Below are 19,995 nucleotides of genomic sequence, written 5' to 3' on the forward strand. Positions count from 1 at the left end.
TAAAACAGTGAGTGCTTATGTGAAGAATTGCACTGAAATTGCCACTAATGACAATGGTATGGCACAGACTTGTTGTGACAGCCGTACTTATCTAAGCCGCCGCCATGAGATGGCGCACCATGCGTCCCTTCTGCATCATGGGCATGACCACCAAAGAATGTTACGGGCTGCCTTGGATTTAGCATATCAGCATTAACAACGCTCACGCCAATAACGATCAGAGCTAACATTGCTAAAGCCATCACTTTTGCCTTTTTCATACATTACCCCAAGCTTAGAGCGTGATTAATAGTTAAAGCATCGTGCGCCCTAAGCAGACTAAAGTCAAAAAGATTAGAGACCTAACTTAAGATCAGGCCACACTAATCACACTAACAGGCAATAAAAAAGCCCCGCAGTTAGCGGGGCTTTTAATATATGGGGTGGCTGATGGGGCTCGAACCCACGACAACAGGAATCACAATCCTGGACTCTACCAACTGAGCTACAGCCACCATAGAGACTTTTTAATACATGGCCTGCCCGACAGGAATCGAACCTGTAACCCCCAGCTTAGAAGGCTGGTGCTCTATCCGGTTGAGCTACGGGCAGATTTTGGTTACAAGGCTTTATATCATCTACAACATAAAGCACTGACTTTTCGGGCTGACTTTTAATTTGGGTGTTAAAAGTAAGACTTACTTCTAACACCCAAAAAGTTTGGTCGGCGTGGAGAGATTCGAACTCCCGACATCCTGCTCCCAAAGCAGGCGCGCTACCAGGCTACGCTACACGCCGAAGAGGCAGTAATATAACCAAAACTAAGATTAAGGTCAATCGCTATATGCTAAAATAGCGCTTTATTTTACAAATTAATTGAATTTTTAGATTCTGACACCCAATGACTGCTCAAATTATCAATGGCAAAGCAATTGCCGACAATTTATTAGACTCAATCAAAGAAAGAATCAACCAACGCCTGTTAGCCAACAAACGAGCGCCAGGTCTTGCGGTTATCTTGTTAGGCGAGGATCCTGCCTCCGCCATCTATGTGCGCAACAAACGCCTAGCTTGTGAGAAAGTCGGCATTCGCTCCGTTGCCTATAATTTGCCAGCCACCACGACAGAACAAGAGCTACTTGCCTTAATCACGCAGCTTAACCAAGATAACACGATAGATGGCATTCTGGTGCAATCACCATTGCCACCGCAAATCGAAGAAGAGCACATCATTGAGTGCATTAGCCCAAACAAAGATGTGGATGGATTCCACCCATACAATATTGGTCGCTTGGCCGTGCGCCAGCCAACGCTACGCTCATGCACACCATTTGGTGTCATTAAAATGCTAGAAGCCTCAGGCATCAACCTTATGGGGCTTGATGCTGTTGTTGTAGGCGTATCTAACCACGTAGGCCGCCCGATGGGCTTAGAGTTATTGTTAGCCGGCTGTACAGTGACTAGCTGCCACCGCCACACCAAAGAGCTAGCCAAGATGGTTGCACACGCTGACCTGGTGGTTGCTGCTGCTGGCAAACCAGGCTTAATCAAAGGGGAATGGATTAAGCCAGGCGCCATTGTGATTGATATCGGTATCAACCGCCTAGAAGACGGTCGTATTTGCGGCGATGTGGATTTCAACGTTGCAAAAGAGCGTGCTGGCTGGATTACACCGGTGCCGGGCGGCGTTGGCCCAATGACGGTTGCAACGTTGATGGAGAACACATTGCTCTCATTAGAACTTAGTGAACAAGGCAGCGCAATTTAATCACATTAAATCAATTGGATAGATGCATACCAATTAGGCTTTTGCATCAAACCATTAATCAGTGTACACTCATGCGCTGATTTTAGGAGCTAACATTTTTGTTAGCTCAGTTTTCAATATTTTTAATTTTTTGTATTTGGGTAATTATTATGGCAGATGTAATTAGTAAGCAATTCACGCCTTATCAGCCGAAACCTGATGAAGAATACATGAGCAAAGCTCAACTAGAACATTTTCGTTCTATTTTAAATGACTGGAAAGCTGAGTTAAGCGAAGAACTTGATCGCACCGTGCACACCATGCAGGATGAAGTGACGATGTTTGCCGACCCAAACGATAGAGCCAGTCAAGAATCTGACATGACGCTAGAGTTACGCAACCGCGACCGCGAACGTAAGCTTATTAAGAAAATTGATGAAACCTTACGCAACATCGAACATGATGAGTACGGCTACTGCGAAGGCTGCGGCATTGAGATTGGCTTAAAACGCCTAGAAGCACGCCCGACAGCCACTTTATGTATCGACTGCAAAACATTAGACGAACTAAGAGAACGCCAAGTCGCTAAATAACCAGCGCCAAGCCAGTACCAACTTTAGCGTTTTTTCATTTAAGCTTAACTAAAAAACTTGAATGAATATTTAAAACAATAAATTAACAAAAAGCCCGCAATTGCGGGCTTTTTGTTATCTAGCAAGTGACACGATTACCGTATTACTCGTCAGCTTCTGTTTCAGCTTTAGCCTCTGCAACTGGCGGATCAATCAAAGCTTTCATGCTTAGACGTACACGACCCTTTTCATCAGCCTCAACCACTTTAACCTTCACTACGTCGCCTTCTTTCAAGAAGTCAGCCACTGCATTCACACGTTGATGTGCAATTTGTGAAATATGTAGCAAGCCATCTTTACCTGGAATCAAAGTAACGATTGCACCGAAATCAAGCAATTTGATTACAGTACCTTCATAGGTTTGACCCACTTCAACTTCAGCAGTGATTTCTGCAATGCGACGTTGCGCTTCAGCACCTTGCTCTGAGCTTGTGCATGCAATTTTCACTGTACCGTCATCTTCGATATCAATCGTTGTGCCAGTTTCTTCAGTTAACGCACGAATCACTGCACCACCCTTACCGATTACATCACGGATTTTCTCAGGATTAATCTTCATAGTGATAATACGTGGTGCAAATTGTGACATTTCTGTATTTGCGCCACTCACAGCTTGCTTCATGATACCAAGAATGTGTGCACGACCTTCTTTAGCCTGCGCTAAAGCCACTTGCATGATTTGTGCAGTGATGCCTGTGATTTTGATGTCCATTTGCAAGGCAGTGATACCATCTTCTGTACCAGCTACTTTAAAGTCCATATCACCCAAGTGATCTTCATCACCTAAGATGTCAGTCAACACAGCAACACGGTTACCTTCTTTGATCAAGCCCATTGCGATACCCGCAACATGGTTTTTCATTGGTACACCAGCATCCATTAACGCTAAGCAGCCACCGCATACAGAGGCCATTGAGCTTGAGCCGTTAGATTCTGTAATCTCAGAAACCACACGCATGGTGTAATCAAAATCTTCTTTAGCTGGCAATGCAGCAACCAAAGCACGTTTTGCTAAACGGCCATGACCGATTTCGCGGCGTTTTGGGGTACCTACGCGGCCAGTTTCTCCAGTTGCGTACGGAGGCATGTTGTAATGCAGCATAAAGCGGTCATTGTATTCACCTTGCAATGCATCAATGGTTTGCTCATCACGGCCTGTACCTAAAGTCGCTACAACCAACGCTTGTGTTTCACCACGTGTAAACAGTGCTGAACCATGCGTACGTGGCAATACACCGGTACGGATGCTGATAGGACGCACCGTGCGTGTATCACGGCCATCAATACGTGGCTCGCCATTTAAAATTTGGCTACGTACAGTTTTAGCTTCTAAATTAAAGATTTCATTTTTAATTTTATTCGCTTCTGAAGTTGAAGTTTCTTCAGTTACTAACTCAGCCAACACACGGTTGGTGATTTCTTCTAACTTAGCTGAACGCGCACCTTTGGCTTTAATCTGGAATGCAGCATTAATATCAGCAGCAGCCAAGCCAGCTACTTTTTCAATCAATGCAGTATCTGGCTCTGGGGCAACCCAGTCCCAAGCATCTTTACCAGCTTCTGCTGTTAATTCGCTAATCAATTTAATCACAGCTTGCATTTGCTCGTGACCATAAACAACCGCGCCTAACATCACTTCTTCTGAAAGCTCTTTAGCCTCTGACTCAACCATCATTACAGCGCTTTCTGTTGCCGCAACGACCAAATCAAGCTCAGTTTCTTCCAATTGTGCTTTAGTCGGGTTCAATACGTATTCGTCATTGATATAACCAACGCGAGCCGCACCTAGTGGACCGTAGTATGGAATACCTGACAATGACATCGCTGCGGATGCACCGATAATTGCAGGAATGTCTGCATCGATTTCCGGATCTGATGACAACACAGTTGCCACGACTTGCACTTCGTTATAAAACGCTTCTGGGAACAGAGGGCGTAATGGACGGTCGATCAAACGACTAGTCAGTGTTTCTTTTTCTGAAGGACGGCCTTCACGCTTGAAAAAACCACCTGGGATTTTGCCCGCAGCATAGGTTTTTTCCATGTAATCTACAGTTAACGGGAAGAAGTCTTGACCTGCTTTAACTTCACGTTTGCTGGTAACAGCTACCAACACCACCGTATCACCGTAGCTCACCATCACCGCAGCATCTGCCTGGCGTGAGATTTCACCGGTTTCAAGGGTTAGCGTGTGCGCACCGTATTGAATACTTTTAGTAACTTTATTAAACATTTATTTTCCTTTTTCAACAGACTGTTATTCACTACCCAATAACAATCTAACAATAAAAAAAGCCGATGCATATTGATGCTATCGGCTTTTTACAGCAATTATATAAGTGAAGCCAAAAAGCTAAGCACTTTTATAACTGTTACTTACGCAGACCTAAACGTTGAATCAATGTTTGATAACGGCTAGAGTCTTTACGTTTTAGGTAATCTAACAAGCTACGACGTTGGCTAACTAAAGCTAACAAACCACGACGTGAGTGGTTGTCTTTTTTGTTAGATTTGAAGTGCTCTGTTAGATAGCTGATGCGGTTTGTTAAAAGTGCTACTTGCACTTCTGGACTTGCCGTATCATTTGGTGCGCGTTGATATTCTGCAACGATTTTCGCGGTATCTTGTGCTGTAACTGCCATAACTTTTTCCTAAATTTAGAGGTTTTGCGTCAATACAAAAGTAGCCTAGTATCTTATTTGGATGCTAACCCACAATTGCATTCATTTACATGAACCGCACATTATAGTGACAAGTTAACAGCTTAACAAGTTATTTCAACAATCGGCTTAACTATATTACTTGCTGCATCAAGCGTTTAGGTGCAATTTTGCCATCACGCTGCTGCTCACCTAAGCCCAAAAACACATGCCGCTCATCGTACAAGCGCAACAAACCAGCAGGTACCTTGCCGCTTTGCCACACCGCTTGCCCTTGCATCAAATAGAAAGCGCTATCCGCACCCAACACTAGCGCCGGCAAGTCATCCACTGCCGTATCTGGCGCGGCCAGTTTTGCCAAACGCTCATCTGCACTCAGCGCTTCAAACTCAGCTAAGGTGATGGCTTGAGCAATGTCATAGCCAGCGGTATAGGTTCTGCGCAAACCAATCAAATGCGCGCCACAGCCTAAACTAGCGCCGATATCCTCCGCCAACGTACGAATATAAGTGCCTTTACTGCAAGATACCTCAATTTCTGCAACATCCCCTGCGAAGCTCAGGACCTCGATAGCATGGATAGTAACGGTACGTATCTTACGCTCAATCTCTATGCCCTCACGTGCATATTCATACAAGGCCTTGCCTTCATGCTTTAAGGCCGAGTACATAGGGGGAGTTTGATTAATGACACCGACGAACTGCAGGCAAGCCTGGCTAAATTCTGTTGCACTCACTTGCACGGGCGCTTGCTTCAGCACTTCACCTTCAGCATCACCAGTGGTAGTGGTGATACCCAATTTAATCGTAGCATGATAAGTTTTATCGGCATCAGTGAGGTAATGCGCGAACTTGGTGGCTTCGCCAAAACAAAGTGGCAATAAACCCGTAGCTAGCGGATCAAGCGTGCCGGTATGTCCGGCCTTGGCCGCTTGTAGCAGCCACTTCACCCGCTGCAAGGCTTGGTTAGAAGAAAAACCTAAAGGCTTATCTAATAACAAAATACCATTGATATTTTTTTTGACTCTCTTGAATTGCAAAGGGACGTTAACTCTAAGAAGTTAAGACTTGGTTTTATCTGAAGCAATCGCCTCATCAATCAGCTTGGACATCATCATGCCGTTATCGATGGACGCATCATACACAAAGTGCAATTGCGGTACTGTGCGTAATAACATACGCTTTGCAAGCTGCGTACGCAAAAAGCCGGCAGATTTTTCCAAACCCTGCTGCGTACTATCGCTCTGCTTTGCTGCACTATAAAAAATCTTAGCGTGCGCCATGTCACCCGTTACCTCAACTGCAGTGACGGTGACCATGCCAACACGCGGGTCTTTAATTTCAAACATCAGCAGGTCTGCGATTTCGCGCTGCATCTGTTCAGCCACACGGTGACTACGTGAAAAATCTTTTGCCATTCTAATCCTAAAAGTGTTGATACATGACCTGCTGCATATTGCCGCTTACAAGCCATACATCAAACACTGGGTAAGCGCTTATAGCGTACGCGCTACTTCAATCATCTCGTAAACTTCCAAGATATCACCAACTTCGATATCGTTGTAGCCCTTCAATGACAGACCGCACTCGAAATTGTTTTTAACTTCTTTAACGTCATCTTTAAAGCGTTTTAGTGAATCCAACTCGCCAGTATGCACGATCACGTTATTACGCAAGATACGTACTTTAGAGTTACGTTTAATCATACCGTCTTGTACATAGCAACCAGCAATCGCACCAATCTTAGAAATACGGAATACCTCACGCACTTCTACCGTACCAATCATGCTCTCTTTTTGCTCTGGTGCCAACATGCCGCCAAGTGCCGCTTTGATTTCGTCTACTGCTTCATAAATAATGTTGTAGTAACGTACATCCACACCTAACGTATCAATCAACTTACGTGCGCCTGAGTCAGCACGCACACTGAAACCAATCAACACCGCTTTAGAAGCTGCAGCCAAGTTCACATCTGACTCACTGATTGCACCCACGCCGGTGTGAATAATATTCACTTTCACTTCGCTGGTAGACAGTTTTTGCAAGCTTGTTGCCAAGGCTTCGTATGAGCCCTGCACGTCTGACTTGATAATCAAACCAAGTGTTTGCACTTCGCCTGATTCCATTTGCTCGAACATGTTTTCCAGTTTTGCCGCTTGCTGTTTAGCAAGTTTCACATCACGGTATTTGCCTTGACGGAACAATGCAATTTCACGTGCTTTGCGCTCGTCATTTAATACGATCACTTCTTCACCCGCGCTAGGCACGTCAGACAAACCTAGAATTTCCACTGGCATTGATGGGCCAGCCTCTTGAATGTCTTTACCGGTCTCATCCAACATCGCACGTACTTTACCAAAAGTAGTGCCCGCCAAAATCATATCACCACGTTTTAAAGTACCTGATTGCACTAGAATCGTAGCCACTGAACCGCGACCTTTGTCTAGACGGCCTTCAATCACCAAGCCCTTGGCTGGTGTATTTTTAGGCGCTTTCAACTCCAACACTTCAGCCTGCAGCAACACAGCCTCTAGCAAATCATCAATACCTTGACCAGTTTTAGCTGATACCGCACGGAACATCGTGTCACCACCAAAGTCTTCAGGCACCACTTCCTGACTCACCAGTTCCATTTTCACGCGCTCAGGATCTGCATCCGGCTTATCAATTTTATTGATCGCCACAACAATCGGCACACCAGCTGCTTTAGCATGGTGAATCGCTTCGATTGTTTGCGGCATCACGCCGTCATCTGCGGACACGACTAGAATCACAATATCTGTCGCCTTGGCACCACGCGCACGCATCGCTGTAAACGCTTCATGGCCTGGGGTATCTAGGAATGTCACCATACCGCTAGGCGTTTCAACATGGTAAGCACCAATATGCTGCGTAATACCGCCAGCCTCACCAGTTGCCACGCGGCTACGGCGAATGTAATCCAACAATGATGTTTTACCGTGGTCAACGTGGCCCATCACCGTCACAACAGGTGGACGTGTTTCCATGATCGCTTCAGCATGCTCAGCTTCTTCGATAAACGCATCTGGGTCATTTGGTGCTGCAGCCTGGGCCTTATGACCCATCTCTTCCACAATAATAATGGCAGTTTCTTGGTCTAGCACTTGGTTGATGGTCACCATCATGCCCATGCCCATCAGCGTTTTAATCACTTCACCTGACTTCACTGACATTTTGTGTGCCAAATCAGCCACAGTAATGGTTTCTGGTACAAGCACTTCATACACTAACGGTTCAGTTGGTGCAGTAAAGGCATGCTGCTGATCATCATCATGATGCTTACCGCCTTTGCCTTTCGGCGCACGCCAGCCAGTTTTACCGCTCGTTACGTCACCACGTGTTTTTAATCCACGTTTTTTGTTCTCGGCATCGGTCCACTCTTTATTGTTACCTTTACCTTTTTTCGCATCTTTTACACCTGGTTTTTCAGCACCTTCTTTTGCTACAGGTTTATGCAAGGTACCTTCTGAAAGCTTAGCTGCTTTAGCTTTTGCAGCTTCAGCTTCTGCTAACTTTCTCGCCTCTTCGTCTAAACGACGCTGCGCTAACTCTTCTTTTTTGCGTTTATCTTCTGCTTGCAATGCTAGTAACGTCGCATGGCGCTTAGCTTCTTGCTCACGCAACGCAATCTCTTCCGCACCAAGCAAGTCTTTGCGGCTGATAGTTTGTTGTCTAACCACAACCTTTTCAGGCTCAACCACAGCTTCAACTTGCACTTCGGCCACCACTGGTGCAGCAACTTCCGGCTCAGGCTCAACTACCGGTGCTACTGGCGCCTCAACCACAACTGGCTCAGGCTCAGCGACAGGAGCAACCGGCACTTCAACTACTGGCGCGGGCACTTCAACCGGAGTTTCTACCGCATCAACAGCAGCTTCGACCAAAGCATCTTCAACAACATCCTCTTCAGGCATGCCAGAGTCTTCGCGCTGCTCGATCACGCGTTTCTTGCGTACTTCTACTTGAATTGTGCGCGCTTTACCGCTGTTATCAGTTTTTTTAATTTCTGTGCTTGATTTGCGTGTGAGGGTAATTTTGTTTTTAGGAGCAAGCGTACCGTGCTCTTTACGCAAATGATCTAGCAATGCCGCTTTATCGTGCTCACTTAATTCATCTTCTGCGCTTGTTTTATGCACGCCAGCACTTTTAAGCTGTTCTAATAACAATGCCGTCGGCAGCTTTAATTCGCCAGCAAATTGTTCTACGGTTGTTTGTGCCATCTTGTTGCTCCAGTATTCTTCTTCCTAAGCTTTATTGCCTAGCGTTACCACTCATTATTACTGCGCTTTAGTTCGGCCAAACTGAATTGACCGATACCCATAAAGCGCTACATTTGAATATTATTATTTAAACCAAGGTGCGCGAGCTGTCATGATTAGTGTTTTTGCGCGCTCTTCGTCCATATTGGTTAATTCAACCAACTCATCAATTGCCAACTCAGCTAAATCATCCATGGTTGAGATGCCTTTTGCCGCTAATTGATGAGCAGTTGCATCATCCATACCTTCTAGCGTCAACAAGTCTTCTGCAGCCTCTTCCACTTTTTCTTCTTTGGCAATGGCTTCTGTCAACAATGCAGCACGAGCACGCTTGCGCAGCTCTTCTACCGTATCTTCATCAAAAGCCTCAATTTGGTTCATTTCTGCCAGAGGCACATAAGCGATTTCTTCTAATGTGCTAAAGCCTTCTTGTACTAGAATTTCAGCCACTTCCTCATCAACGTCTAGTTTTTCCATAAACAATTGACTAACACCAGCATACTCTTCTTGATTTTTCTGTGCCGCTTGATCAACCGTTAAGATGTTCAAGGTCCAGCCAGTTAACTCTGAAGCCAAACGCACGTTTTGACCACTACGGCCAATCGCCAATGCCAATTGCTCTTCTTCCACCACTACATCCATGCTGTGCGCATCTTCATCAACGACGATGCTAGACACTTCAGCTGGAGACATTGCGTTAATCACAAACTGCGCCGGCTCCATGCTCCATAACACGATATCCACACGCTCACCAGCCAACTCACCGGTTACCGCCTGCACACGTGAACCACGCATACCCACACATGTACCCACTGGGTCTAGGCGCTGATCATTGCTCTTAACTGCAATTTTTGAACGCAAGCCAGGGTCACGCGCGGCAGAACGAATCTCTAACAAACCCTCTTCAATCTCAGGCACTTCCAATTCAAACAAACGCACCAAGAACTCAGGGATAATTCTAGATAGAATTAATTGAGGACCTCGGCCACTGCGCTCGATACGCAACAAGTAAGCACGCACACGGTCACCCACACGCAAGTTCTCTTTTGGAATCATTTGCTCACGTGGCAATAGTGATTCGATACGACCCACTTCAATGATGGCATTACCTTTTTCCATGCGCTTAATAACGCCGGTCACTAACTTTTCATCACGTGCCAAGAAGTCTTGCAAGATTTGCTCGCGCTCAGCCTCACGCACTTTTTGTAAAATCACCTGCTTAGCAGCTTGCGCGCCAATACGGCCGAACTCAAGGTTTTCTAATGGCTCTTCGTAATAGTCACCGATCGTTAAACCTTTAGAACGCTCATCTTCCTCATCGATTTGATAAGCTGAGTTTTCCAACAAGTCGTAGTCCACATATTGCCAACGTCTAAATGTTTGGTACTCGCCAGTTTCACGATCAATAGCAACACGCACATCGGCGTCATCGTGATGTTTTTTCTTTGTAGCCGAAGCCAAAGCAAGCTCTAGCGCGGTAAATATAACGCTTTTATCAACGTTTTTTTCATGCGCCAAGGCATCTACCAACAGTAAAATTTCACGACTCATTTTCAATCTCCGACTATATATTGCAGCTTAACTGCCTTATTTATTAAATTCTTACAATACACACACTTGCATTTAAAACACCGGGTTTAGCCGGGCTTTATCAATATTACTGAGCGCCATTTTGTAAGTGATGCCTTCAAAATCCAGCATCAAATGCCCGTCTTCTAAGCCCTTAATCAAGCCTAAAAAAGTTTTTCTCGGCAAGGTTGTTTCTGTAGCGTTAGGGCCTTCATCTTTGATACCAACTCGCAACTTGATAGATACGCGCTCACCTATGAATCTTAGATAGTCCGACTCTTTCTTCAATACACGATCCATCCCTGGAGATGAAACCTCCAAGCGGTCATAATCAATTTCATGCTCAACCGCCAGCAAATTACCCAACTGATTACTTACCAGTACGCAATCATCAATATTCACGCTGTCTTTACTATCAGCAGGATTTTGCTTATCAATAAACACTCGCAACAATTTGCCTCGATTAGAAATCTCTAAATCCACAAGCTCATAGCCTAGCTGGCTTACTGATTTTTCTATTAACGTTTGCAAATCCTGCATAAATCGACCCTTCACTTTCACTGCACAATCTGCGCGCGCATACCTCATGCATGCGCAGATTGCAGAAACAAAAAATGGGCACAAAGCCCATCAAAAAATTCATCCGCATTATACCAATCAATTCAATGAATTGGAAACACTACAGTTAATAAAGTGCGCTTTTTATGCTTTTTATATGAATTACCCTCTTATATTCTTTTTAGTTATAAATTTATCACAATTAATTATTTTTAATTATTAACTGGTTTATTTATAGTGCGTACTTTCTTACTTATTAAGTAGTTATAGCGCAGATGCCAAGCAACCAGACAACCAAAACTGTTACACAAGAAATCTTACGTGTAGTGCAAGAGCTCAGTAGCGGTACTGGATTTGGATCGATAGAGATCACCGTACACGGAGGGCGTGTGACGTTTATCGAAAAGCGCGAGAGATTAAGATTTAATCACACTTCAATCTCAGGAAACATTAGCAAACTTTCGTAACTGCACCAGCAGCGCAATAAAACTATTAATTAAAACCATTAATTTAGATTAGCTGACCAGTTAACTGGAAGTTTGACTCAGGAGATTTAGCATGCAATTCCAATATTCAAAATTTGCCGTCGCACTATTATCAGCAGGCATCTTATCATCACCAGCCATTGCTAACGCAAATGATAGCAATGAGCTTGAAGAGCTACGCGCTTTAGTTCAAGAGCTTAGCCAAAAAGTAAAAATCATTGAGCGCAAAGATGAGATCAATGAAGAGGCTGCTGTCGCAGCTAAAAAAGAATCCCCTGTTGTAAAAGCGAGCGCTAATGGATTTGGCCTAGAGTCAGCAGATGGTAAAAACTCCATTAAATTTAGTGGCTTGCTACAAGCGGATTACCGCTCATACCAAGATGGCGCCAATGATGTACGTAACAGAACCAACACTCGTGCAGGGAGTTTAGATGCGAATGGCTTCCATGACGCAAACGATACCGCGCTGTTACGTCGTATTCGCCCAACAATCCAGGGTACATTATTTGGCAAATATGATTTCCGCTTCACGCCTGAGTTTGCTGGCGGCAGTGCTTCTGCAGTAGACGCATACATTGACGCACGATTAGATCCTGCTTTTAAAATTCGTGCGGGTAAATATAAACCGTTTGTCGGCCTAGAACGCTTACAAGGTGGTAGTGATATTAAATTCGTTGAGCGTAGTTACGTAACTAACGCTATTTTGCCAAACCGTGATGTCGGCGTTTCAGTTTACGGTGATGTATTTGGCGATAAACTTAGCTATGCAGTTGGTGTTAATAATGGTGTAGTCGATGGGGGAAACGCGACCACTGGTAACGAATTTGACGGTTCAAAAGAAGTAACAGCAAGACTCTTTGCAACACCATTTAAAGATGATGCTAACGCATTATCTGGCTTAGGTTTTGGTATCGCAGGTACATATACCAATATTGATGGTGAGAGAAACCTGGACTTCACGAACACTTCGGCAGCCGATGCAACCAGAAATGGCTTACCAAGCTACTTAACAGATGGCCAACAAACATTTTTCCGCTATGGCTCAGCCTCTGTTGCAGATGGCAAACGCAGCCGTATTACGCCACAAGCTAGTTACTACTATGGCCCATTAGGCTTAATTACTGAGTATGCAAGAGTCAATCAGGATGTCAGCTTACTAACTAACACGACAAGCAATGCGCCGAGTGTCATTGCTGCAAACTCCAGTAAAACACTTAGCCACGATGCATGGCAAGTGGCTGTTTCATACTTATTGACCGGTGAGGATGCCTCCTTCAGAGGCGTAAAACCAAAAAATAACTTTGATATTGATAAAGGTGGCTGGGGTGCTTGGGAGTTAGTAGCGCGTTACAGCGAAATCAATCTGGATAGCGATACCTTTAAAAACAAAAACACTGGTTCATTTTCAACAGGTACATATGCAAATCTATCAGAAAGTGCAAAGTCTGCTAAATCATGGACAGCTGGTGTGAACTGGTACTTGAATCAAAATGCCAAGGTGCAACTGAACTACTCACATACCTCATTTGATGGCGGTGCCGGTATTGGGATTACTGCAGTAAACGCCGCTGGTACCAATATACGTGACCGTCAAAGTGAAAATGCATTGCTAGCTCGCTTCCAGGTCGCGTTCTAAGCCTAGATTACCCCAGCTTGGATTAGTCTAAATTAAAACAAGAGCCGCCCTTGTTAACGAGGGTGGCTGATTTAAGAAGTAAAGGATATAAAAATGCCTTGTTGTTCACCAATAGAAGATACCTAAACAAATCACTTAATTATTAATAAGGATGTAAACCATGAAAAAATCATTACTCGCAATTGCAGTATTAGCAGCAGCCCTTAGCTTTGCAGCACCGATTACGGCGTCTGCCAAAGACATCACATTACTCAACGTTTCTTACGACCCAACACGCGAACTCTACCAAGACTTCAATGCTGCATTTAGCAAATACTGGCTAGCCAAAACTGGCGACAAAGTAACCGTGAAAGCGTCACATGGTGGCTCAGGCAAACAAGCACGCGCCATTATTGATGGTTTAGACGCAGACGTTGCAACGCTTGCGCTTGCGTACGACGTGGACCAGCTACATGAAAAAGGTAAGTTAATCCCTAAAGATTGGCAAAAACGCTTATCGCACAATAGCTCGCCTTACACCTCAACCATTGTCCTGTTAGTGCGTAAAGGCAACCCTAAAGGCATTAAAGATTGGGACGACCTTGTAAAACCTGGCATTTCAGTCATTACGCCTAACCCTAAAACTTCAGGTGGCGCACGCTGGAACTACTTAGCGGCATGGGCATTTGCACAGAAAAAATTCGGCGGCGATGAAGCAAAAACTAAAGAGTTCGTTGGTAAATTGCTGAAAAACGTGCCGGTATTAGACACTGGCGCGCGCGGCTCAACCACAACATTTGTTGAGCGTGGCATTGGTGATGTGTTGCTTGCATGGGAAAACGAAGCATTTTTAGCACAAAAAGAATTAGGCGTTGGCAAGTTTGAAATCATCGTGCCATCACTCTCAATTCTGGCTGAACCTCCAGTGACGGTAGTCGACAAATTTGCGAAGAAACACGGTACCGAAGCTGTAGCTAAAGCCTACTTGGACTACTTGTACACTGAAGAAGGCCAAGAAATTGCAGCTAAGAATTACTACCGCCCAACTTTAGAATCAGTTGCCAAGAAATATGAAAGTCAATTTCCAAAAGTCAATTTAATCAAAATTGATGATGCATTTGGCGGTTGGCAAAAAGCACAAAAAACGCACTTCTCTGACGGCGGTACTTTTGATCAGATCTATCAAAAGTAACTATTAATTCGCCTGCACTAAATGATATAAAGGATACAAAAATGACAGTACCAACCAACGCAACTTCACCAATTGAGCAACTAAGATTGCAACTGAAGGAGTCACTATTTTTAGATTTAGATGATTACGGCTTAGTTGAACAATCAACCGGTGAATTTAACAGTACGTTCTTAGGCGTTCAATTAAATACTGCATTTCAACCTATTTATGACATACAGGCAGGCGATTTAATTGGTCACGAAGCATTATTACGACCATCGCTTGGAGGCGAACTGACTAGCACACCAGAGTTCGCCTTCACCTATGCCGAACAAACCGGCAAGCTAGTACAGTTTGATCGTGTAGCCAGAACCCTGCACGTATTAAACTTCAAACAAATTTATGCAGAAAACGGGCTGCTGTTTCTTAATGTGCATCCCAAGTTACTCGTTTCTGTGAATACGCATGGCAAAGTGTTCGAGCGCATACTGCATGCAAACTCAGTTCCAACGCATCGCGTCGTCATCGAAATTAAAGAAAGTGAAATAGAACAAGACAAACAACTGTCTGAAGCCATCGACAACTATCGTGACAGAGCCTATAAAATCTCTATTGATGGCTTTGGCGGCAAAAAGTCACATATCGACCGCTTGTGGAAACTCTCACCAGATTACGTCAAACTGGATTTAGGCATTATTCAGCAAGCCGAAGGCAATCATCGTGTGCAAAAAATATTGCCAGGCCTCATTAATTTAATTAATGACAGTGGCGCACAAACCATCATCACTGGCATTGAAACACAAGCTCAGCTGGATATCGCCATCGAGTCTGGCGGATTGTTTGTTCAAGGCTACTTCTTGGCAAAACCAGTGCACGCCAAAGCCTTACAACCTTCGTCTGCGCTTAACAAATTATCTTCACTACATAAAGCAGCTTAATCAAGCTCTTCGCCAACTGCACCGCCATACAAATAACAATTAGATATATAGAAATGCTTAAATATTATTTAATTGTTATTTAACTATCGGTTAAATTAACACGCATTCACAACACAGACTAAAACTATGGCAAAGCAAAAAAACATTCTCCCTGGCTTTAACTTATCACTAGGTTTTACGATATTTTACTTAAGCTTAATTGTGCTCATCCCCTTGTCTGCTGCCTTTATTAAGACCACAGAGCTAAGCATGCCAGAGTTTTGGGAAGTCATCACTGCACCACGTGTTGTTGCATCATATAAACTTACCTTTGGCGCATCGCTGGTAGGCGCATTGATTAATGCCGTTTTCGGTCTACTCACCGCATGGGTGCTAGTTCGCTATAAGTTTCCGGGCAAAAAGCTGATTGATGCCATCGTAGACTTACCATTTGCGTTACCAACAGCGGTTGCAGGCATTGCCCTCACCGCTGTTTATTCAGCCAATGGTTGGATTGGCGCATGGTTAGAGCCGCTAGGCATCAAAGTTGCATTCACACCAATCGGTGTGATTGTTGCGCTTACTTTTATTGGGTTACCTTTTGTGGTGCGTACAGTGCAGCCAGTGTTAGAAGACCTAGAGGCAGAAACCGAAGAAGCGGCAGCTAGCTTGGGGGCTAATCGTTGGCAGACCTTTGTCAAAATTATTTTCCCTGCTATTGGCCCAGCACTGCTCACGGGCTTTGCCCTAGCATTTGCACGTGCGATTGGTGAATACGGCTCTGTCATCTTTATTGCGGGCAATATGCCAATGGTTTCAGAAATCACCCCGCTCATTATCATCACCAAACTAGAGCAATACGATTATGCAGGCGCAACAGCCGTCGCGGTGGTCATGCTTGTGATTTCATTCGTGCTGCTATTTGCCATTAACGGTTTGCAATGGTGGTCAAATCGCCAGCGCACAGCAGCAAACTAAATCGAATCATATTAATAACAATTAGATTAGGACATTTATGTCAGCTACCGCAACAACACAATATAGCAGCTACCGCAACAAGGTTGCACGCAGCCGTGCCACGTCAGAGCCTGTATGGATTCGTTATTTATTAACCACCATTGCACTTACTTTTTTAACGCTGTTTCTATTTGTACCACTTGCGGCAGTATTTACTGAAGCATTACGCAAAGGCTTCGACACTTACATTACAGCACTAGTTGACCCAGACGCTTTGTCAGCAATTAAACTCACATTTATCGCTGCGCTGATCGCCGTTCCACTGAACTTGGTGTTTGGGGTTGCAGCGGCTTGGGCAATCACTAAATTTGAGTTCAAAGGTAAGAGCATCCTCATCACCTTGATTGATTTGCCATTTGCTGTTTCACCAGTGATTGCCGGTTTGATTTACGTACTTATTTTTGGCATACAAGGTTGGTTTGGATCTGCATTGGTCGATAACGATATCAAAGTTATTTTCGCTATCCCAGGGATTGTACTGGCAACTATATTCGTTACCTTCCCGTTTGTGGCTAGGGAGCTGATTCCATTAATGCAAGCACAAGGCAAAGATGAGGAAGAAGCGGGTTTGGTACTAGGCGCATCTGGCTGGCAGATTTTATGGCGCATCACACTGCCTAATGTGAAATGGGGTCTGTTATACGGTGTGATTCTTACTAACGCACGGGCAATGGGTGAATTTGGCGCGGTCTCTGTCGTATCAGGACATATTCGCGGCATGACCAATACCTTGCCACTACATGTAGAGATTCTGTACAACGAATATAACTACGCAGCAGCATTTGCCGTGGCATCCCTGCTCGCGTTATTGGCCTTAGTGACTTTAGCACTCAAAACTTTTATTGAGTGGCAGGTTGCCAGAAACGCAATTCAACATGAATCTGCCTAGCCTTCAAGTTAATCATTATCACTCGCACAACCATTATTTTGGAATACAACTATGAGTATAGAAATACGTAATATCAAAAAGAATTTTGGACAATTCAGCGCACTTAACGATGTAAGCTTAGATGTCCCTAGCGGTGAACTTGTTGCACTATTGGGCCCATCAGGTTGCGGTAAAACAACATTGCTACGCATTATTGCCGGCTTAGAAACGCCAGACTCAGGCAATATCTTATTTCATGGTAACGATGCTACAGAGCGTCAAGTGCAAGAACGTGAAGTTGGCTTTGTATTTCAGCACTATGCATTGTTTCGCCACATGACTGTGTTTGAAAATGTAGCATTTGGCTTACGAGTGCGGCCTAAGCATACTCGCCCATCAGATGCCGAGATCAAACGTCGTGTGCATGAGTTGCTTGAGCTCGTGCAGCTGGACTGGTTGGCCGATCGTTATCCACCGCAACTATCTGGCGGCCAACGCCAACGTATTGCTTTGGCACGCGCGTTAGCAGTAGAGCCTAAAGTATTGCTACTGGATGAGCCATTTGGTGCATTGGATGCCAAAGTGCGTAAAGAGCTACGTCGCTGGTTACGCCGCTTACATGATGAGCTACACATCACAAGCATCTTCGTTACGCATGACCAAGAAGAAGCCTTAGAGGTTGCAGACCGCGTAGTTGTGATCAATCGCGGTAAGATTGAACAAATCGGTACGCCACAAGAAGTGTACGACCACCCAGTATCACCTTTTGTTTATCAATTCTTAGGTAATGTAAATCAGTTTGATAGCCATATCCATCAGGGCTCTGCGCAGGTTGCAGGGGTGGATTTAAAGCTAGATGCACATGAGGACACGCAAAACACACCAGCACTGGCCTTCGTACGTCCGCATGACATTGAAATTTATAATACACAAAAAACTGACCGTATCGGCTTCGAGGCGATTGTTCGTTATGTAAATGCGGTTGGCCCGCTAGTAAAAGTAGAGCTAGAGCGTAATGACCATACTGAGCTAATTGAGGCAGAACTTACACAAGAGCGCTTCCGTGAACTGAAGCTGACACCAGCGCAGCATGTACATGTCTACCCTAGAAATGTCCGTGTGTTTGCGGCATAACTGCAAAAATTAAGGTAGAAATTGTTAAGCAATACGATTTCTACCTTTTTCCTTCGCTTGATACAACTGCCTATCTACCGCGGCGATAAAATTGATTGCTTCATCGCTGTGTATAGGAATAATAGTACTAACGCCAATACTTACCGTTAACATTTGGCTCACCAAAGATTTTTCATGAGGAATCTGCGCTTTAAAAATCAAACTACGGCATCGCTCAGCAATCATTCTGGCCGCTTTATCATCTGTTTCAGGTAAGACAATAATAAACTCTTCACCGCCAAATCGTGCAAAAAAATCACGTGATCTAGTCGCGACTTTACTCAGATCTTTCGCCACGCGTTTCAAGCACTCATCACCATGTATATGGCCATAGAAGTCGTTATATTGTTTAAAGTAATCAATATCTAACATCAGGAGTGAAAGTGGCTGATGGTTACGTTTAGCATTGGCCCATTCAACCTCCATTACTGAATCAAACATGCGACGATTATATACACCAGTCAGCGCATCTTTAAATGAGAGCTCTTCTAGCTCTTTTTGCAGCACAATCAGTTTCTGCTCAGTATTCTTACGCTCAGTAATATCAAACATAAAGCCGATGAGCGCTTCCACCTCACCCTGTGCGTTGCGCACTACATGCACCACATCACGGATCCATACATACTCGCCATTTTTTGTCAGCGCTCGATAGTCTGCCTCATGATCAGTACCAGACTTAGACTGCGCTACGCAATAGTCAACCACCCAAGCCCTGTCTTCAGGATGCATTCTTGAAGCCCAATCCTCTACCGTTACCCAGCTAGCGGGTGACCAGCCCAGCAATTGTTCAATTTGCGGCCCAATATAAGAAAACTGTAGCGTGCTCCAATCTATTTTCCAAGGAATGGCTTTAGTTGACTCCAACAATGTCTTATAGACAGCGTTGTCAGCATCAAGGTAGTCGTTAGAAGTCGTCATTGGTTATCCAGTATCAATTCAGAATAAATGTGCGTGTAAGTAATGCTAATGAAGCAACAAAATTACTAACAATTTGTAATTTTTTTAGAATTAAGAGAAATAATTCAATCACTTGCAATATTAGCATAGAACGCTTAATAGCAAAGATTAAGAGGGAACATGACAACCAGCAAGCGAGAACTAAAGGAAATGGTGGTAGAACAACTTAAGATCACGCCGCGTAGAGGCACCAATCAGCGGCAAAGCTGTTGCAATAGATAGATGCGATAGAGTAAAAGAGGATGGAAACTAGGGCATATCGGTAAAGCGCAACGTTAGCGCTGCAGATGGCAAGCATAATACGCAACGTACAGACGTAAAAAAACCCCACTACTTTCGTAATGGGGTTTTTGGTATAAATAGCTTGG

The 19,995-nt window shown here is 44.4% G+C and carries 19 protein-coding genes and 3 tRNA genes; 9 read left to right on the forward strand and 13 right to left on the reverse strand.

What is annotated here, in order from left to right:
- Positions 1-44: 44 nt before the first annotated feature.
- The 4 genes from C3Y98_RS08610 to C3Y98_RS08625 all read right to left on the reverse strand — a co-directional run bounded on the left by C3Y98_RS08610 (position 45) and on the right by C3Y98_RS08625 (position 777).
- Positions 45-260 (reverse strand): hypothetical protein, encoded by a 216-nt coding sequence (locus C3Y98_RS08610; protein ID WP_135278175.1) that lies wholly within the window; start codon positions 258-260, stop codon positions 45-47.
- A gap of 158 nt (positions 261-418) precedes the next feature.
- Positions 419-494, reverse strand: a tRNA-His gene (locus C3Y98_RS08615).
- A gap of 20 nt (positions 495-514) precedes the next feature.
- Positions 515-591 (reverse strand) — tRNA-Arg (locus C3Y98_RS08620).
- A 109-nt stretch (positions 592-700) separates the two neighbouring features.
- A tRNA-Pro gene (locus C3Y98_RS08625) sits at positions 701-777 on the reverse strand.
- A gap of 103 nt (positions 778-880) precedes the next feature.
- Between C3Y98_RS08625 and folD the strand changes: the two genes are divergently transcribed.
- Both folD and dksA read left to right on the forward strand, forming a co-directional pair.
- Positions 881-1,747 carry a bifunctional methylenetetrahydrofolate dehydrogenase/methenyltetrahydrofolate cyclohydrolase FolD gene (gene folD / locus C3Y98_RS08630; RefSeq protein WP_135278177.1) on the forward strand — a complete coding sequence of 289 codons (867 nt, stop codon included), beginning with the start codon at positions 881-883 and terminating at the stop codon, positions 1,745-1,747.
- A 149-nt stretch (positions 1,748-1,896) separates the two neighbouring features.
- Entirely contained in the window at positions 1,897-2,319 is a 423-nt protein-coding gene (gene dksA / locus C3Y98_RS08635; RefSeq protein WP_135278179.1) for an RNA polymerase-binding protein DksA, read from the forward strand.
- A 142-nt stretch (positions 2,320-2,461) separates the two neighbouring features.
- Here dksA and pnp read toward each other — a convergent pair whose 3' ends face one another.
- The 7 genes from pnp to rimP form a co-directional block, all read right to left on the reverse strand.
- Entirely contained in the window at positions 2,462-4,591 is a 2,130-nt protein-coding gene (gene pnp, locus C3Y98_RS08640) for a polyribonucleotide nucleotidyltransferase (RefSeq protein ID WP_135278181.1), read from the reverse strand.
- A gap of 139 nt (positions 4,592-4,730) precedes the next feature.
- Positions 4,731-5,000, reverse strand: a complete 270-nt coding sequence (rpsO, locus tag C3Y98_RS08645) for a 30S ribosomal protein S15 (RefSeq protein ID WP_135278183.1) — start codon at positions 4,998-5,000, stop codon at positions 4,731-4,733.
- 151 nt (positions 5,001-5,151) lie between these two features.
- Entirely contained in the window at positions 5,152-6,057 is a 906-nt protein-coding gene (gene truB / locus C3Y98_RS08650) for a tRNA pseudouridine(55) synthase TruB (protein WP_135278185.1), read from the reverse strand.
- Between the two features lie 21 nt (positions 6,058-6,078).
- Positions 6,079-6,435, reverse strand: a complete 357-nt coding sequence (gene rbfA, locus C3Y98_RS08655) for a 30S ribosome-binding factor RbfA (protein ID WP_135278187.1) — start codon at positions 6,433-6,435, stop codon at positions 6,079-6,081.
- 78 nt (positions 6,436-6,513) lie between these two features.
- A complete protein-coding gene (infB, locus tag C3Y98_RS08660) occupies positions 6,514-9,258 on the reverse strand; it encodes a translation initiation factor IF-2 (RefSeq protein ID WP_135278189.1) in 2,745 nt (914 codons plus the stop codon).
- A gap of 123 nt (positions 9,259-9,381) precedes the next feature.
- The gene (nusA, locus tag C3Y98_RS08665; RefSeq protein ID WP_135278191.1) at positions 9,382-10,848 is read right to left on the reverse strand and encodes a transcription termination factor NusA; all 1,467 of its coding nucleotides are present in this window, start codon (positions 10,846-10,848) and stop codon (positions 9,382-9,384) included.
- Between the two features lie 72 nt (positions 10,849-10,920).
- Positions 10,921-11,406, reverse strand: coding sequence for a ribosome maturation factor RimP (gene rimP, locus C3Y98_RS08670; RefSeq protein WP_135278193.1), 486 nt, complete (start codon positions 11,404-11,406; stop codon positions 10,921-10,923).
- Positions 11,407-11,699: 293 nt separating this feature from the next.
- Here rimP and C3Y98_RS08675 point away from each other — a divergent pair, with 293 nt between their 5' ends.
- From C3Y98_RS08675 to C3Y98_RS08705, 7 genes are all read left to right on the forward strand, one after another.
- A complete protein-coding gene (locus C3Y98_RS08675) occupies positions 11,700-11,891 on the forward strand; it encodes a YezD family protein (RefSeq protein WP_135278195.1) in 192 nt (63 codons plus the stop codon).
- A gap of 91 nt (positions 11,892-11,982) precedes the next feature.
- Positions 11,983-13,545, forward strand: a complete 1,563-nt coding sequence (locus tag C3Y98_RS08680) for an OprO/OprP family phosphate-selective porin (RefSeq protein WP_135278197.1) — start codon at positions 11,983-11,985, stop codon at positions 13,543-13,545.
- A 160-nt stretch (positions 13,546-13,705) separates the two neighbouring features.
- Complete coding sequence (locus C3Y98_RS08685; protein ID WP_135278199.1) at positions 13,706-14,716, forward strand: sulfate ABC transporter substrate-binding protein; 1,011 nt, start codon at positions 13,706-13,708, stop codon at positions 14,714-14,716.
- Positions 14,717-14,757: 41 nt separating this feature from the next.
- Positions 14,758-15,633: an EAL domain-containing protein gene (locus C3Y98_RS08690; protein WP_135278201.1), complete on the forward strand. Its 876-nt coding sequence runs from the start codon at positions 14,758-14,760 to the stop codon at positions 15,631-15,633.
- 126 nt (positions 15,634-15,759) lie between these two features.
- Positions 15,760-16,590 carry a sulfate ABC transporter permease subunit CysT gene (gene cysT, locus C3Y98_RS08695; RefSeq protein ID WP_135278203.1) on the forward strand — a complete coding sequence of 277 codons (831 nt, stop codon included), beginning with the start codon at positions 15,760-15,762 and terminating at the stop codon, positions 16,588-16,590.
- 37 nt (positions 16,591-16,627) lie between these two features.
- On the forward strand, positions 16,628-17,518 hold the full coding sequence (gene cysW, locus C3Y98_RS08700) for a sulfate ABC transporter permease subunit CysW (RefSeq protein ID WP_135278205.1): 891 nt from the start codon (positions 16,628-16,630) through the stop codon (positions 17,516-17,518).
- Between the two features lie 51 nt (positions 17,519-17,569).
- The gene (locus C3Y98_RS08705) at positions 17,570-18,631 is read left to right on the forward strand and encodes a sulfate/molybdate ABC transporter ATP-binding protein (RefSeq protein WP_135278207.1); all 1,062 of its coding nucleotides are present in this window, start codon (positions 17,570-17,572) and stop codon (positions 18,629-18,631) included.
- Positions 18,632-18,655: 24 nt separating this feature from the next.
- Here C3Y98_RS08705 and C3Y98_RS08710 read toward each other — a convergent pair whose 3' ends face one another.
- Complete coding sequence (locus tag C3Y98_RS08710) at positions 18,656-19,588, reverse strand: sensor domain-containing diguanylate cyclase (protein WP_135278208.1); 933 nt, start codon at positions 19,586-19,588, stop codon at positions 18,656-18,658.
- A gap of 211 nt (positions 19,589-19,799) precedes the next feature.
- Positions 19,800-19,995, reverse strand: a 196-nt coding sequence (locus tag C3Y98_RS12785; protein WP_209308774.1) for a hypothetical protein, incomplete at its 5' end; no start/stop codon positions are given.

Origin of the sequence: Methylotenera oryzisoli, from assembly GCF_004661485.1 — a bacterium.
GTDB classification, from domain to species: domain Bacteria; phylum Pseudomonadota; class Gammaproteobacteria; order Burkholderiales; family Methylophilaceae; genus Methylotenera; species Methylotenera oryzisoli.